Annotated in this window: 20 protein-coding genes; all 20 read left to right on the forward strand. The window is 56.2% G+C overall.

Annotated elements, in window-relative coordinates:
- The first annotated feature begins 116 nt into the window (after positions 1 to 116).
- The 20 genes from ACAF76_RS02460 to ACAF76_RS02555 all read left to right on the forward strand — a co-directional run bounded on the left by ACAF76_RS02460 (position 117) and on the right by ACAF76_RS02555 (position 13936).
- Positions 117 to 320 (forward strand): hypothetical protein, encoded by a 204-nt coding sequence (locus ACAF76_RS02460; RefSeq protein ID WP_400162465.1) that lies wholly within the window; start codon positions 117 to 119, stop codon positions 318 to 320.
- 202 nt (positions 321 to 522) lie between these two features.
- On the forward strand, positions 523 to 966 hold the full coding sequence (locus ACAF76_RS02465; RefSeq protein ID WP_421617405.1) for a hypothetical protein: 444 nt from the start codon (positions 523 to 525) through the stop codon (positions 964 to 966).
- 46 nt (positions 967 to 1012) lie between these two features.
- Positions 1013 to 2350 (forward strand): phage tail sheath subtilisin-like domain-containing protein, encoded by a 1338-nt coding sequence (locus ACAF76_RS02470; protein WP_400162467.1) that lies wholly within the window; start codon positions 1013 to 1015, stop codon positions 2348 to 2350.
- Entirely contained in the window at positions 2351 to 2803 is a 453-nt protein-coding gene (locus ACAF76_RS02475; protein ID WP_400162468.1) for a hypothetical protein, read from the forward strand.
- A 12-nt stretch (positions 2804 to 2815) separates the two neighbouring features.
- On the forward strand, positions 2816 to 3196 hold the full coding sequence (locus tag ACAF76_RS02480; RefSeq protein WP_400162469.1) for a hypothetical protein: 381 nt from the start codon (positions 2816 to 2818) through the stop codon (positions 3194 to 3196).
- Positions 3197 to 3467: 271 nt separating this feature from the next.
- Complete coding sequence (locus tag ACAF76_RS02485) at positions 3468 to 5591, forward strand: hypothetical protein (RefSeq protein ID WP_400162470.1); 2124 nt, start codon at positions 3468 to 3470, stop codon at positions 5589 to 5591.
- Positions 5588 to 6187: a hypothetical protein gene (locus tag ACAF76_RS02490; RefSeq protein ID WP_400162471.1), complete on the forward strand. Its 600-nt coding sequence runs from the start codon at positions 5588 to 5590 to the stop codon at positions 6185 to 6187. The genes ACAF76_RS02485 and ACAF76_RS02490 overlap by 4 nt, the downstream gene beginning before the upstream one ends.
- A gap of 12 nt (positions 6188 to 6199) precedes the next feature.
- Complete coding sequence (locus ACAF76_RS02495) at positions 6200 to 7150, forward strand: XkdQ/YqbQ family protein (protein ID WP_400162472.1); 951 nt, start codon at positions 6200 to 6202, stop codon at positions 7148 to 7150.
- A gap of 2 nt (positions 7151 to 7152) precedes the next feature.
- Positions 7153 to 7401 carry a hypothetical protein gene (locus ACAF76_RS02500; RefSeq protein WP_400162474.1) on the forward strand — a complete coding sequence of 83 codons (249 nt, stop codon included), beginning with the start codon at positions 7153 to 7155 and terminating at the stop codon, positions 7399 to 7401.
- Positions 7401 to 7835: a DUF2634 domain-containing protein gene (locus ACAF76_RS02505; protein WP_400162475.1), complete on the forward strand. Its 435-nt coding sequence runs from the start codon at positions 7401 to 7403 to the stop codon at positions 7833 to 7835. Before ACAF76_RS02500 ends, ACAF76_RS02505 begins: the two co-directional genes overlap by 1 nt.
- Positions 7823 to 8638, forward strand: coding sequence for a baseplate J/gp47 family protein (locus ACAF76_RS02510; RefSeq protein WP_400162476.1), 816 nt, complete (start codon positions 7823 to 7825; stop codon positions 8636 to 8638). The genes ACAF76_RS02505 and ACAF76_RS02510 overlap by 13 nt, the downstream gene beginning before the upstream one ends.
- On the forward strand, positions 8635 to 9207 hold the full coding sequence (locus ACAF76_RS02515; protein ID WP_400162477.1) for a hypothetical protein: 573 nt from the start codon (positions 8635 to 8637) through the stop codon (positions 9205 to 9207). The genes ACAF76_RS02510 and ACAF76_RS02515 overlap by 4 nt, the downstream gene beginning before the upstream one ends.
- The gene (locus ACAF76_RS02520) at positions 9204 to 9518 is read left to right on the forward strand and encodes a hypothetical protein (RefSeq protein WP_400162478.1); all 315 of its coding nucleotides are present in this window, start codon (positions 9204 to 9206) and stop codon (positions 9516 to 9518) included. The genes ACAF76_RS02515 and ACAF76_RS02520 overlap by 4 nt, the downstream gene beginning before the upstream one ends.
- Before the next feature lies 1 nt (position 9519).
- Entirely contained in the window at positions 9520 to 9795 is a 276-nt protein-coding gene (locus ACAF76_RS02525; RefSeq protein WP_400162479.1) for a hypothetical protein, read from the forward strand.
- Between the two features lie 49 nt (positions 9796 to 9844).
- Positions 9845 to 11377, forward strand: coding sequence for an Ig-like domain-containing protein (locus ACAF76_RS02530; protein ID WP_400162480.1), 1533 nt, complete (start codon positions 9845 to 9847; stop codon positions 11375 to 11377).
- Complete coding sequence (locus ACAF76_RS02535) at positions 11367 to 11576, forward strand: hypothetical protein (protein ID WP_400162481.1); 210 nt, start codon at positions 11367 to 11369, stop codon at positions 11574 to 11576. The genes ACAF76_RS02530 and ACAF76_RS02535 overlap by 11 nt, the downstream gene beginning before the upstream one ends.
- Positions 11573 to 11710, forward strand: a complete 138-nt coding sequence (locus ACAF76_RS02540) for an XkdX family protein (protein WP_400128436.1) — start codon at positions 11573 to 11575, stop codon at positions 11708 to 11710. Before ACAF76_RS02535 ends, ACAF76_RS02540 begins: the two co-directional genes overlap by 4 nt.
- Before the next feature lie 108 nt (positions 11711 to 11818).
- Positions 11819 to 12271, forward strand: a complete 453-nt coding sequence (locus ACAF76_RS02545; RefSeq protein WP_400162482.1) for a phage holin family protein — start codon at positions 11819 to 11821, stop codon at positions 12269 to 12271.
- Positions 12272 to 12403: 132 nt separating this feature from the next.
- Positions 12404 to 13009 (forward strand): AAA family ATPase, encoded by a 606-nt coding sequence (locus ACAF76_RS02550; protein ID WP_400162483.1) that lies wholly within the window; start codon positions 12404 to 12406, stop codon positions 13007 to 13009.
- A 90-nt stretch (positions 13010 to 13099) separates the two neighbouring features.
- Positions 13100 to 13936: an N-acetylmuramoyl-L-alanine amidase gene (locus tag ACAF76_RS02555; RefSeq protein WP_400162484.1), complete on the forward strand. Its 837-nt coding sequence runs from the start codon at positions 13100 to 13102 to the stop codon at positions 13934 to 13936.
- Positions 13937 to 13947 lie beyond the last annotated feature (11 nt).

Genomic DNA, 13947 nt, shown 5'->3' on the forward strand with positions numbered 1-13947 from the left:
TTTACACGAACATACGTTCTGCACAATGCGAACACGTTTCGGTTATACTTGAGCCAAGCGAAACGAATAGCGAGACAAACCAAAAGCCATCTGGTGGAAAACCAGGTGGTTTTTCGTTGTCCAAAGTGGAGGTGGGTGTGATGTACAAGTCCGGCAAACAGATAGTCGAGCGCAAGCAGGCGCAGCTCCCCCGGTGGCACAAATGCCACGGCTGTGTATGGGGCAGCGTGCTCCAGCAAAAAGTGCTGTGCATGCGACTGCCCTGTGTGCGCGACAGGTCAGCAGGCAAGCAGGGGTGTCTGTCGAGCAGGGAAGGATGAGGCCAGGCATGACGAGGCACAGACAGCGAGCCGCAGGAACATCGCGCTCGCTCCCTGCTCGACGGGCACTGCTCGTCAACAATCAGCGAAGGGTGATCGGAGGTGGAAGGCATGGTACATCCGCAAAAGCGAGTAGCACAGACAGGGAGAGGCTCTCCGCGACAAGCAGGCTGGAAGCATGGCGAGGCCAGGAGGTGGCGAAGTGGAGCGTGAGCGCGCAGTTCTTCTGGAGCTGGTAGAGGAGGCGTTTCCCGAACTGGATATATTGGTCAGCCTGGATCGCTGGATGGCGCACGATTTTACCGCTCCCATCGTCTTCGTTTCCGCGCAAGGCGTGATGGAAAAGGAGCACACCCCGGATTGCTATCAGGTAGTGGCTGATGCCGGACTTTCCCTGCATTATCCCCAGGCAGACGGGGCGTATCAGCCGATCTCGGCGGAGCCGCTGCGCCAGTTGCTGAGAAGCCGCGGCTACAGCTTCCGCAGCAGGTCAGGCGATACCTTTATCGAGATCGACAGCAGCACGCTGCGGATTTGGACAGACCGCAGAGACCGGACGGACATTACCTTCCGTTTCTCGTATTACGCGGATGTTCCCAAAATCGCAGTGCCCAAAATCAATTATTTTGACATCCAGAAAAACTAGCATGCCCAAAACGAAAAAATAGACAAGAAAGAGGCGGTGTAATAGCATGACGATTCAACGTGAACGGCCGGGCGTAACGGTCGAACTGATTGCCAAAGCAAAAGAGCGCGTATTGCCAAAAAGCGGTGTCGTACTGGTACCGTACCAGGCTGAATGGGGAGCGCCCGACACGCTGGTGACGATGGCTTCCTACGAGGAGCGCGTAGCGGAAACCTTTTCCGAAGTAGACACGGTAGAGCTGGCAGCGGAAGGAGGAGCAACGATCCTCGGCTACCGCATGACCAATGGTGCCGCAGTCGCCGCTTCCTACGAACAGCCGGAAGCGGTTCGCATCGAGGCGCTGTACCCGGGCCTGCGCGGCAATGATCTGGAGATTTCCATCACGCCTTCGACAGCAGAGCCCGGCAAGCAGGAGCTGCAGGTGTTCGGTCCGATCTCCACGGAAAAGTTTTCCTTTGCCGATGCCGACGAACTGGAGGCAAAAACAAAGCAATCGATGTACGTCCGGGCGGCGAAAACGGGCGATGCGGCGATTAGCCCGACACCTCCAGTCGCGCTCGTGGGCGGAGTGAGCGGCTCTGCCGACCTGACTGCCGCCACAGCCACGAAGCTGTTTGCAGCGGTGGCCGGTGCCGACTTTGACACGATGTACCTGCCGTTTGCCGATGCAGCGGTACAGGCGGCGGCGAAGCAGTTTATGAGCGATCGCCGGACGTTGAGCAAGAAACTCGGCACACTCGTCATCGGCGGCAGCGAAGAGAACGACGACAACATGGACGCGCATACGGAGCGTTCCGTCGCGCAAAATGCCCGCTATGTCGTCAACACGGCGATCGCGGGTCAACACAACAACGGCAAAACGTACAGCAGCCTGGAGTGGGCGGCTTGGGTGGCTGGCATGATCGCCGCAACACCGGCGCATGAATCGCTGACCGCCGTTGTGGTGCCGCTGAAAAAGGCGCGCAAAGACTGGGGTCACAGCGAAATTTTGCAAGCACTCGGCACAGGCACACTGATCGCCACCCGCGACGGCAATGTGTACATCGTGGAAAGCGCGGTCAATACCTTGTCTGTGATCGGCAACGGCGAACGCGAGGATTACGGCAAAATCCGCGTCAGCATGACCCTCGACCAGATCGTCAACGACATTACGAGCGTCGGCAAAAAATACAAAGGCAAGCTGAGCAACAACGATTTGGGCGGAGCCGTCTTCGTCTCCGCTGTCCATTCCTACCTCGCTGAGCGGGAACAGCAGGGCGCGATCGACAGCGGCTGGAGCTTTGTCGACCAAAAGAATGGCGTCGGCGACCGCAGAGGCTTCTTGCTGTCGGCAAAACCGCTTGATGCAATTGAATACTTTACGATTGACTGGGAGGTGCTGTAAGTGGCGATTGCACGTGATATCAAACTGAAAAACTGCCAAATTTACGACGAGAATGGCGATCCGATCTACGGAACGATGGAAGGAAAAATGGTCCTGAAGGTGGAGTACGGCGATACCAACCGCCTGCAAAAAGGAAAAATCCAGACGATTAACGACTGGCATGTAGAGGTGACGCTGAAAATTACCGCGACCAACGCTGCGCTGAAATACTACTGCGTCGAGCAGTTGACCCAGGGCAAGACCCCGGTGCTGCCTTTCTTGATCGGCGAAATGCTGGACAAGGAAGCGGGCAATTACGAGCGTGTGCGTGTCTCCAACATCGTCCTCAATCCCGAGGAGATCACACTGTGGGAGGCAAAAGCGGACGGCACCGACCACGCTACGTACGATCTTCGCGGCATGTCCAACGAGAAGCCGGAGTACCTGGACGCATTGCCGGAATACAGCGAATAGGAGGAACTGCGCGTGAACAAGCTGGAAAAATACTTGGCGAAGGCGAATGAGCAGGCGCCGCGCAAGGAGATTACCGTCGTCGTCGACGGCGAGGAGTGGAAGGTCAGACAGCTCAACCTGTCCGAGCTGCGCGAATGTGAGCGCATCGCCGACAAAGGGGAGCAGACGGACTGGTTTCTCTACAACGACGCTCGCCTGGTCAAAGCGACCGAGCACGATTTCCCCTGGAATCACGATGAATTGAAACGAGCCTACAAGGCGGGAACCAAGTACGAGCTGGTGGAAAAGCTGTTCCGCGACAGGCCTGCTGCCTACGCCCGGCTGCTGCAGGCAGTGCGTGAAGCAAACGCAGGCATCACCGAAGAAGAAGCGGTGGAAGAGGCAAAAAACTGATTCGCACTGACGGCGAGGCCTGGCATTTGTGCCGCGCCTTTTTGATGGGGCGGGGCCGGCCGTCAGAGCTGTTGGAATATGACGTGGATCGGTACAAGCAGAAGCTGTTTCTGTTTGCGTGCCAGCTCATCGAAAGGGAAGAGCAAGAGCGGGAGAAGGGATAGCTTCTCCTGCCCCTTTGCTTGCACGCACATGCAATGCGCTCGGGCATCATGGAGGAGCCTCGAGAGAGTTTTCTTCGTGAGAACGAGCAACGAGGAGGTGAGTACAGATGCTTACCATTGATACATTTCGCACGGAGCTGCGCCAGTTTGACAGCGCGTTTCGCCAGTTCAACCAGCAGCTTTCCAGGCAGAGCAGTCAGGCGGCCACCAGCCTTTCTAGGATCAAACGGGAGATGCAGGCCATCCGCGCAGAGGCCGACCGCATGTACGGCAAGCAGATCAAACTGCGGATCGATCTGGACGATCGGGCGTCGCAAAAACTGTCGGAGGTCAAGCAGACCCTCCAGGGACTTCAGCAGTCGGGACAGTCAGGCGGCTTTGCCGAGAGCGTGGACAAATTTTTCGATTCCGTCAAAAGGCTGCAAGGGGTGGCCAACACCTTCGCTACGATCACCGTTGGGGGAAATATCGGCGGGATTATGACCGATGTCGAGGCCAGCTACAAAGAGCTGGGGCTGTATGCGGCGCGTGGCAAGGACCAGCAGGAGATCGAGGCGTTCAAGACGCTGGCGAACGAACTGACGACGCGAAATCCGTACCTGAGCAAACAGGAAGCGATGGCTTTGATTGCGCGAAGCGAGCAGCTCGCTCCCGAAGACGGGGTGGCCTTTGCCAAACAGGCGGCGACGCTCGGGGTCACGACCCGGCTTACTTCTGCGGAAGCGGCGAAAATGATGGGGACGCTCAGCAAGACGACCGGGGTCGAGGATGCAGAGCGACTGGCTGACGCGATCCAGTACATGAGCAACAATCTCCCGGAATTTACCGGCAAGCACATGGATGTGCTGCTTTCGTACAGCAAGCAGGCGGCCGCGGACCCGGACAAGGCGGTGAAGCTGGACACGCCGGAGAAACTGGCAGCCATGGTCGTGGAAATGGAAAAGCGCTTTGCGGGGCAAATGACGGGTCAGGACCAGAGCGAGGAGTTCAAGGCGATCGCGAACAACATTGCCGCAGGAGCGATTGCGCTCCCGCAGCAAGGAGCGACACAGACGGCGTATCAGTCGGCGTTTGACGCTGATTCGCTGCTTGCCTACAAGCAGGCGCAAAACGAGGCCCGACAGTCCCTGATCGATCTGGGCATGACGGTGGCCGACGATGTGGCTCCGGTGTTGAAGGAGTTATCCAGCGGCGTCAGGTCGTTCACAGATTTTCTCAACGGAATGCCGGATTGGGCGAGAATAGGTCTTGAGCTGGGAGTCGCGGCAGTCGGAGCAGCGGGTGCACTGACCTACCTGGCGGCACGGGTCGTTACCTTGGGAAGCGAACTGCGAAATATCGGGCAAATGATTGGCAAAGGCAGGGGTACTGCTGCTGTTCCAGACACCTCGCCAGCGCCTTCCGTCGGCGGGAACAGCCAGGGCAAAGGCAAGGGGAAAGCCACAGGCAAGGGCAAAGGGAACATCGCCCAGCCACCGAAAGCTGCTCCTTCCTCCTACGGGGGCAATGAAGCAGGTGGGGGACATGCCAGCTCAGGAAAATCAAGCACCAAGACGAGTCCATCTGTCTCAGGAAAAGCAGTTGCGACCGGTCCCAAGCAAGGCATTGCGCTGGAGACCGATCTCGCCAAAGCGGCGAGCGGGTCGGGAGGCTGGCTGCGCAAAGGGCTGAGAAGATTGCCGTTTGTCGGTGCTGCTTTGGGCGGCGTGGACATCTTGCAGTCGGAAAACAAGCTGGAGACGGCTGCCCGCGTCGGTTCGCAAGCGATTGGCGGCTGGGGAGGCACAGTGGCCGGTGCCGCCGTCGGAGCTGCGGTCGGTTCCGTTGTACCGCTGGTCGGCACAGCCGTCGGCGGCGTGGTTGGCGGGCTGATCGGCGGAATCGGCGGTTCGATGGCAGGGGACTACCTGTTTGACAAGGCCAAATCGTGGTGGCAGGACGAGCCGAAACCATCCGTCGCGAAGGCGCCCGCACGCGTCTCTTCCCCGGCTTCGCCTGTCGGTTTGACCGCGCCCCAGATCTCTCCAGCCGCGAGGACGCAGGAGACGCCGCGCAGCGTCTCGCTCACGATTCCCCAGATCACGATTCCGCTGCATGTCGGCGGTGTGCTGCAAGACGTCCCGACCATGCTGAAAATGCTGAATGACCCGACAGTGGGACAGCGGATTCAGAGAATCGTGGAAAAGGCGCTGCTGGACGCGCTGGAGACGAGAGGAGGAGTGGCGACATGATTCGCATGCAAGGCAAGTACACCTTGACCTTCCCCGTTACCCCCGCGGAAATCCAGTTTCGCGGGTATGGCAACGACACGGAAAGCACGACGTCGATTACGTTGGACAGCTACAACCGGATTTCCGGGAGACGTCCCAAGGCAATCGCTTTTGACTTTTTCCTGCCGGGGGATATAGAAGCTGGCTTCATTGAGGTGCAAGGCTACCAGGGACCGCGTCCGTGGCTGGCGGGGCTGGATCGTCTGACCGGCTCTGAGGTGCTGTTGACGATCGACGAGCTGGACCTGGCCTGGAATGTGCTGATCGGCCCTTGCGACGGGCGTTTTTCCGGGAAACAGGTGGATTACTACGGCTCCATCGAGCTTCCGCTTTTTAGCAAGGACGAGTTCGTAAGCTGGAGCAACCAGACGCAGCTTCTCAGCCCCAGCTCCGTCGTGGTCAAACAGCAGGCGGCACGCCCGAACACGAGCGGGAAGACGGCGCAGAAGACAGCCAGGCAATCGGCACTTCACGTCCCTTCCGAGCAAGTGCAGGAGGCAAAGCGGGATGCGATTTCCCGCAAGCTGGCCAGTACGAACCGGGCGATCGGGGCATAAGGAGTGGGTGGCATGAAAGTCATTTACGGGAAAGAATCGACCCGCTATGAATTGACCCCGGCCGTGAGCGAGCTTTCCTGGACTTCGTCGCGGGGACAGGTCAGCCAGTCCTGCGAGGTTCGAGTGAGGGCAGCCCCGCCGTTAGAGGCGGCGGGGTTTCTCATGCTGTTTTCCGGTACGGAGCTGAAAGAGTCGCAGCAGTTTTTTCACGGGCCGCTGGTCAATCCGAGTCGGGATGACAAAACGGGCGACCTGACCGCCACCGCATATGAACTGAGCTGGTTTTTGCAAAAAAACGAGTTCTCCCGCATCAAAGTAGACGGAGATGCAGGGGACGAGCTTCGACGCATCATCCGCTCGACGGGCATTTCCTTCGATTGTCCGAAACTGGGCTTCGTCGTCAAGGAGCGTCTGTCCCCGCAGTCGTACACCGCTTTGTTCACGCAGTGGATGGAGCAGGCGTACGAGAAAACGGGTGTCCGCTACTTTCTGCATCACACACGGGACAAGCTGAGCGTCGTGCCAGAGGGAGGCAATGGTACTGTTCCGCTGTTTCAGGCGAGCATGCTGGACAGCAGCACGACCGGGGAGAGCATTGAGGATGTGTACACGGTGGTGACGGTGGAGCGCTACCGGGACGACAAGCTGATGAGAAGCGTGACCAGGGAAGAGGCGGGATTGATCCGCAAGATCGGGCGGATGCAAAAAGTAATCGACGCCGGTGAGGAAACCAACCTGGACGCGGTCGCAACCAAACAGTTGCGCGAGCTGTCGAAGATCCCCAGGACGCGCTCGATTACCGTCAAGCACAGCGACGATCAGGCTGCCCGGCTGCGCGCAGGCTGGCTCATCCGCATCCGGGAACGCGACGCGAGTACGACCGAGTGGATTGTGACCAGCAGCCAAAGCCACTGGAAGGGTGGCCTTTATACAGTAAACCTGCAGTTGGAAAGGAGGAGCTGAACATGTATTCCGTACTGGCGAGATTGCGGCAAGCGGCCCAGGAAGGGATGACGGATACGCAGTGCGAGTTCGGCCAGTTGCTCTCCCTGTCGCCGCTCTCCGTTAAACTGGACGAGGACCCGGCTCCATTGGAGGAGTACGAACTGGAGGTCTTGCGCTCGGCCAACCTGACGAGCGAAGACATCGGCAGTAGGGTAGCCCTGATCCGCTGCACCAATGGGCAGTACCTGTTGTGCGGGGTGGTGAGATGATGTTTCCGCAACTCAATGGGCAGGAGGCCGGGCTGATCCAGTCGCCCGACTCTCCCATCCCGTGGACGTACCGTTTCGATTGGCAGACCAGGCAGTGGAAGCAAGGCCCGGACGGCAGGTATGTTCGCACGGCGACCTACGCGGAATACCTGGCGGAGACGGCCAAAAAAATCCTGAACACGCGCCGCTTTCGCTATGCGATCTACTCGGAGCGCTACGGCGTCGATTTTCTCAGCGAGATCGGCAGGGTCAAGACCGGACTGTCGCTGGCCGTCATCCGCACCCAGGCCGAGGAAGCATTGGAAGCGCACAGCGAGATCGAGCGGGCGCAGGTGGTCGACATGAAAATCGAGAACAACCGGATCACGTTTTATCTGGAGCTGCTCGGAAGCAGAGGCAGCACGAAAACGGAGGTGGACGCATGGCAACGCTAACCAAACCGGAAATGCCGATCCTGCGGGAGACGCCGGACCAGATTTATCAGCGGATGGCAAACCGGATGGCACAACTGGCGAACGAGCGGGGCGACACCCCGCCCGCGACCGAAGAGGGCGAGCTGTTCTACGACCTGCTCTACCCGTTGGCAGAGGAGATCAGCGAACAGCAGCAGCTTTTGGAGTACGCCTTTTTGCAGGGCTTTTTGCCGTGGGCAGACGGGGAGTATCTGGATGCGCACGGGATGTTTTTTGGGCTTGAGCGGCTGGAAGAGGAGAGCGATGACCAATACCGGGAGCGCCTCGTCGAGCGCGCGCGTTCCGAGCAGGGCGATGGACGCCGGATCGACTACGAACGCTGGGCGCGCAACATCGAGGGTGTAGGTGGTGCTATAGCGATCGAAAAAGCACGGCATGATCTTTCTATCGATGTCTACATTACCGACCTGAACGGGCAACCGGCAAGTGTCGAACTGGCCCAGCAGGTGCAAACGAAGCTCGAGGAGAGACGGCGAGCGCTGCATGATCTGCAGGTACTGCCGGCCAACATTTACGAGGTGGAAATCTCTGTTCAGCTCGTAGTAAGCAAGGACGCCGTACTGGATACGGTGAAAACCGAGATCACGCGGCAAATTGAAACTTATTTGAAGGGGCGCAGGTCGATTGTGTACCAGCAAATCGGTTCGCTCTTTTTTGTGGATGGGGTTATCGATTTTACTCACTACACATTGAACGGCGCGACCAGCAACCTGGTCGTAGAAGGTGATGCTGTCTCCATTCTCAAACTGGCGGTGACGACATGATCCCGGATCGATACACGCAGGTGCTCCCCCCGTATTGGTATGAAAACGAGGTGGCGAATTACCATTTTACCGGTGCATCCTCCTCGATTGACGACTTTGATGAACGGCGGAGAGAAATCGCACAGCAGTTTATCCCTTATCGTGCCACCTGGGGGCTTGACTACTGGGACTGGCTCTACTTCGGCAAGAAGCAGACATCCACGCCCAATGAACGAAGGCGCAACTTGCAGCGGCAGCACTGGGCGTATCTCGGTTTTACGCCAAGCGTGCTGCGGGCTATCGGATTGACTGCGTCACCGTCGAAAAAGGTGGAAATGGTCGAGGATTTTGAGCAAAAAGTGATTCGCTATGCCCATTCTGCTGACGAGTCATTTGACTACAACCACGCCATACTGGCGGTAGAAAAAATCCGTCCGGTGCATTGCAATGGAGTTGCGTTTGAACCGGTGAGCGGGGACACGCTCACGTTTACGATCAATGCACTCGCTGGCATGAAGTCCTACCATACAGCAGGAGAATTTCGTGTGGGAATGACTCCGATCAAGTGGCAAGAGGAGGTGAGTCTGTGATACATCCCGATTATCTGACGACTGCACGAGACGATTTGTTGGAGCGTTTGCGCGGTGGCAGTCTGCTCGTCAACAATGAAATTCCCCTGTCGCTGGATGGAATGGCGATCTCCTCACACCCAATTATCGGGTTTCAAAACGGAATTGCCCTGCAAGTGCAGGCGCATATTCAGTCGATCCCGCTTGTTACCAATTTGAAGCTGCTCACGGCAAACGGAGTGACTGTCGCAGAAAAAAATGTGTATATCGAGAGCAAGGGCGCTCAGTTTGTGACCGTAACCTTTGTCGTGCAGGTGAAAGGAGGCATGTAGGATGAGCTATCAGGCGAAGCTGGATTGGGCGTACGATACGCCGGTCACGGAGGATAACATCAATCGTTGGGAGCAGGGCATTCTCGACGCACATCTTGAATTGGAGGCACTCAAGCCGCGTATGGCAGAGGCGGAGACACGGATCAAGGCGCTGGAAAATGCCTTGACCAACGATTTTCGCGACAATCGCTTTGTCATCAACTTTGCTACTTTGGAAGGCTTGCGCGTGTCGCAGGGGTGGTATGACGAAGTGAACGGGAGATTGGTGATTAAGTGAGAGCGTGAAGTAACTTTTGATAGTGATTCAAACAGAAAGGAGCGGGAAAATGCCGAGCATTTCAAATACGTTTCCGGAGAGTACTTCTCGCGCACAAACGCGAACCTTGAGTATATTGAATTTGAAGTCAGTCAGTCGTGTCACGGTTAATACAGGCAGTGTCAGCTATTCGGTCAGTGGAGAAACGATTACGTTTACGTTAAGCGGCGGTTCAGCATCCCGTACTGTGCAAACGGGAGGGAGTCCGGCTGGGAGTATGCAGTATTCAGGGGTGTACCCCGCAACTGCCGTTGCTTATTTTGATTGTGTAACCTTAGCAGGTAGAAATCAATGGATCTTTGATACATCGAGTGGACCCGTAAGTCCGCAAACAAGACATGTAGTTGTAGGTGAATATTCAGGAACAATTAGCTACCAATCAAGTGTAAATGATAATTTGATGACTTCATTTTTGAATAGAATGAATAGTCTGGGTAATAGTTCATGCTCACCCCTTGGATCGAGAACTTCAATAACAGGGACTTTGAATTGCAATTACTCAGGCGTACTTTCGAAGCCAGATACGAGAAGCTACACCTCATACTATCAGTATAGAGTAACGGTCGAATATGAGATCAACACTGCACCCACCATATCCCTGCTGTCACCAGACAACAATCTCACATTACCTGAAGGCGCTACATTCTCAATTCAAGGTAGCGCAACCGATACGGACAGCGGCAATGTTATCACCGTCAAATACAAAATCAACAACGGCACTGCCAGGGCGATTGCCTCCAATGTCTCAAATGGAAGCGCGCCTCTTTCTTTTACCCATACGCTGACGTACAGCAACAAACGCATCCGCGACGGCGCCGCCGATGCAACAGGCAGCGATCTTGCGGAAAATACCAACCATACCCTTACCGTCTGGGCAGAAGACGATCAGGGAGGCAAAAGCAGTGAGATCACTCGCACTTTCCGCGTCATCCACAACCGTGCCCCTATAATTTCCGACGAAAACAGAGATTTGGGCAATGTTGAGGCCATTCCTGTTATCAGCTACTCTGTGAACGAGCCTGAGCAAAATCCGTTTACGGTTACAGAGAAGATCAACAATCAGACTATCCGTACTTTTTCAGGTGTGGCTGGGCAGGAAGAACAGCTCACCATCCCCCATGATATGTGGATTCGTCTTGAGCCAGGGGTACCGCATACGATCTCTGTGACGGCAACTGACAACCAAGGCATGTCATCGACACGAAGTTTCACGTTCACTCGGCTGGTTCAGGAGATCATGCTGGATGGCCTGGTTGAACCATTTGAGACAGATATTGCAGCGGAGCGGATTCTGCTTACCCCGGACTGGCAGCTGCCGCTTGGAGCAGAGGTGCTGGTCGAGGTCTGCAACAATGCCTTTGATGATGAACCTGTATGGGAAGACTGCACAATTCCGGCCAAAATGGGACGTGGGTACGCATTTTTGAACACGGAAAAAACAGCAGATAAGTGGGGAGTCAATTTTCGTTTCCGCATCAGAAAAGGGTCTTCCACGAGTGAGACCAGTTTTTCAGGAATCGGGGGTGCGTACGATGTCCATTAGACGCTACCGGGAAAGACCTCTGACAGAGGTGCAACGCGAAAAGGCAGAGCAGCAATTGCCGCTAAATATGCTTGGAAAGGAACTGACGACTCTCAAACTGATGCTTATGAAGCGGGAAGCACGGATTCAGAGCTTGGAGCAGGAGCTTGCTGCAGTCAAACATGAACTGCTCCAGATCAAAGGAGGGGAGGGCGCATGACCTTTTGGAAACTTGCATATGAGATGAAGTGGGTGGATGCGGCCTTGTTGCGCCAGGCTGTACAAACGGAGGACAACCCATATGGCGAAATTACGCCCGAAGAGTTCGCTGCAATTACAGGAGAAAGGTATTGATTCTTCCTCCCGTTATGGACGTTTTCAAACCGAAAATGCCTTGCTGTTGATCGGCAAGGCATTATTTCTTTTCTGTACGAGAAGATTCGCAAATGAAGGAGGCAGGCCATGAACATTCTGCAGTCTTTGCACAACGTAGCAACCCCCGGCAACGGCTGGGCGGCGACAGCAGGGGCTACCTTGACCCCGCTGCTGCAATACCTCTACGGCAGCGACCGGCAGGATATTTTGGTCGTGCTGTTCGTCTTGATCGCGCTGGACTGGCTGACGGGCGTGTTTGCCGCGAAAAAAGACATGAGCTATTCCTCTGAGTACGGGCTGAGCCGGATTCCGCGCACGCTGTTTCTGCTCTCCCTGCCCGCAGTCGCCAACCTGCTGGACCGGGTAGCCGGGACGCCGGGCTTTCTCTTTTTCGGCGTGACCTTCGGCTTGATCTACCACACCTGGACGAGCCTCGCCGCCAACGCCTTCCGCGCAGGCTGGCCGCTGCCGGAAGCGATCGTCAAACTGGTCGGCTCGGAGATCAAGGCGAAGGCAGACCGCGCCGCGCAGAAAAAATAGCACAGACCAAAAAAAGCACTACAAGCCGCCATCTGGTACAATAAGGAGATCGTACACCCGCACGAGACTATGCGTGCGATAGAGGAAAAAACCACTCGTGCAGCTTGCGGCTTGAATCGGAGTAGGAAAGGGATGGTTCGCGTGTTGATCTGGATAAACGGCGCATTTGGTTCCGGCAAATCGCAGACAGCCTATGCCTTGCACAGACGAATACCCGATTCCTTTGTGTTTGATCCCGAACACGCGGGCTTCTACATCCGGAGGAACATCCCGAAGGAAGCGTCCCGGCCCGATTTTCAGGATTATCCGCTGTGGCGCGAGATCAATTACGCGATGCTGGCGTACATCAAGCAAGAGTACAGCGGGACTGTCATCGTGCCGATGACGATCGTCAATCCCCGGTATTTCGAGGAAATCGTAGGAAGGCTGAGAGAGGATGGACACACGGTCCGCCATTTCACCTTGTGCGCTTCCAAGGACGTCCTGCTAAAAAGGCTGCGAACCCGGGGAGAAGGAAAACATTCCTGGGCCGCCCGGCAGATAGATCGCTGCATGGAAGGACTATCCGCTGACGTGTTCCGCGAACATGTGCAGACAGACGATTTGACGGTAGACGCTGTAGCCGAGAGAATCGCATCCATCGCGAATATTCACCTGCAACCGGACACGCGAGGAAAGATCCGAAAAGCGACAGACCGTCTGGTTACACAAATCAGGCAAATCCGCTTTTTTTCCTAAAAACAAATCGGGAACATCCGTATGAACCTCATCTTCCAGTGAGGTTCTTCTTTATTGTGTACAGCCATGCAAAAAGGAGTGACGAGACTGATGCAGATTACAGAGCAGCTTTTAACCAACAAAAATGCCCGCCCGCACATCCCGATCACGCCCAAAGGTCTCGTGATCCACTGGACCGCCAACGAGCGAAAAGGGGCGGACGCCCAGGCCAACCGCAGCTACTTCAACCAGCCGACGACGATTGCGAGCGCACATTACATCGTCGACGACAAGCAGATCATCCGCTGTGTGCCGGAGGGCGAGATGGCGTACCACGTCGGCGCGAAAACGTACAAAGCGGAAGCGTTGACCAGGCTCAGTTCCTACCCCAACAACTGCACGATCGGCATCGAGATGTGTGTCAACCAGGATGGCGACTTCCGGGCGATGTACGAGCGAACGGTGAAGCTGGCGGCCGATATTTTGCAGCGATATGGCTGGTCTGTGGATAACTTGTGGCGCCATTTTGACATCACGGGGAAAAACTGCCCGGCTTATTTTGTCTCTGACGCGTACGCCCAGCGCTATTTCGGGCAGAGTGCCGCCGCGTCCTGGGGACAATTCAGGAAAGATGTCCACAACTTGCTAACAAATTATCCACAAAAATCACAGGGTACTGTGGATACATGCAATCTCCAGATTGGTCTGCGTGCTGCGGGTTATCTCGAAAACGGCGTGTCGTATGTGCCGGTTCGCATGGTTGCCGAAGCTGCAGGTGGAGTGGTGGAGTGGGAGCCGCACAGCAAAACAGTGCGCGTAAACGGCAAGGAGATCGTCTCACGGATCGAGGGCGGGACTGCGTATGCGCCTGCGCGGGAACTGGCGGCTGTGCTGGGCATGGAGGCAAGATGGGAGGCCCAGAGCAAAACCGTTATCCTGGAAAAGTAAAAAAGGGAAGC

The sequence above is a fragment of the Brevibacillus sp. TJ4 genome (genome assembly GCF_044627595.2).
Lineage (GTDB): Bacteria > Bacillota > Bacilli > Brevibacillales > Brevibacillaceae > Brevibacillus.

What these genes read in the sequence shown, in the direction of transcription:
- ACAF76_RS02525 (WP_400162479.1), top strand. Translation starts at nt 9,520, where the DNA reads ATGAGCTATCAGGCGAAGCTGGATTGGGCGTACGATACGCCGGTCACG.
- ACAF76_RS02470 (WP_400162467.1), top strand. Translation starts at nt 1,013, where the DNA reads ATGACGATTCAACGTGAACGGCCGGGCGTAACGGTCGAACTGATTGCC.
- ACAF76_RS02505 (WP_400162475.1), top strand. Translation starts at nt 7,401, where the DNA reads ATGTTTCCGCAACTCAATGGGCAGGAGGCCGGGCTGATCCAGTCGCCC.
- ACAF76_RS02555 (WP_400162484.1), top strand. Translation starts at nt 13,100, where the DNA reads ATGCAGATTACAGAGCAGCTTTTAACCAACAAAAATGCCCGCCCGCAC.
- ACAF76_RS02485 (WP_400162470.1), top strand. Translation starts at nt 3,468, where the DNA reads ATGCTTACCATTGATACATTTCGCACGGAGCTGCGCCAGTTTGACAGC.
- ACAF76_RS02545 (WP_400162482.1), top strand. Translation starts at nt 11,819, where the DNA reads ATGAACATTCTGCAGTCTTTGCACAACGTAGCAACCCCCGGCAACGGC.
- ACAF76_RS02530 (WP_400162480.1), top strand. Translation starts at nt 9,845, where the DNA reads ATGCCGAGCATTTCAAATACGTTTCCGGAGAGTACTTCTCGCGCACAA.
- ACAF76_RS02550 (WP_400162483.1), top strand. Translation starts at nt 12,404, where the DNA reads ATGGTTCGCGTGTTGATCTGGATAAACGGCGCATTTGGTTCCGGCAAA.
- ACAF76_RS02540 (WP_400128436.1), top strand. Translation starts at nt 11,573, where the DNA reads ATGACCTTTTGGAAACTTGCATATGAGATGAAGTGGGTGGATGCGGCC.
- ACAF76_RS02500 (WP_400162474.1), top strand. Translation starts at nt 7,153, where the DNA reads ATGTATTCCGTACTGGCGAGATTGCGGCAAGCGGCCCAGGAAGGGATG.
- ACAF76_RS02510 (WP_400162476.1), top strand. Translation starts at nt 7,823, where the DNA reads ATGGCAACGCTAACCAAACCGGAAATGCCGATCCTGCGGGAGACGCCG.
- ACAF76_RS02495 (WP_400162472.1), top strand. Translation starts at nt 6,200, where the DNA reads ATGAAAGTCATTTACGGGAAAGAATCGACCCGCTATGAATTGACCCCG.
- ACAF76_RS02490 (WP_400162471.1), top strand. Translation starts at nt 5,588, where the DNA reads ATGATTCGCATGCAAGGCAAGTACACCTTGACCTTCCCCGTTACCCCC.
- ACAF76_RS02515 (WP_400162477.1), top strand. Translation starts at nt 8,635, where the DNA reads ATGATCCCGGATCGATACACGCAGGTGCTCCCCCCGTATTGGTATGAA.
- ACAF76_RS02535 (WP_400162481.1), top strand. Translation starts at nt 11,367, where the DNA reads ATGTCCATTAGACGCTACCGGGAAAGACCTCTGACAGAGGTGCAACGC.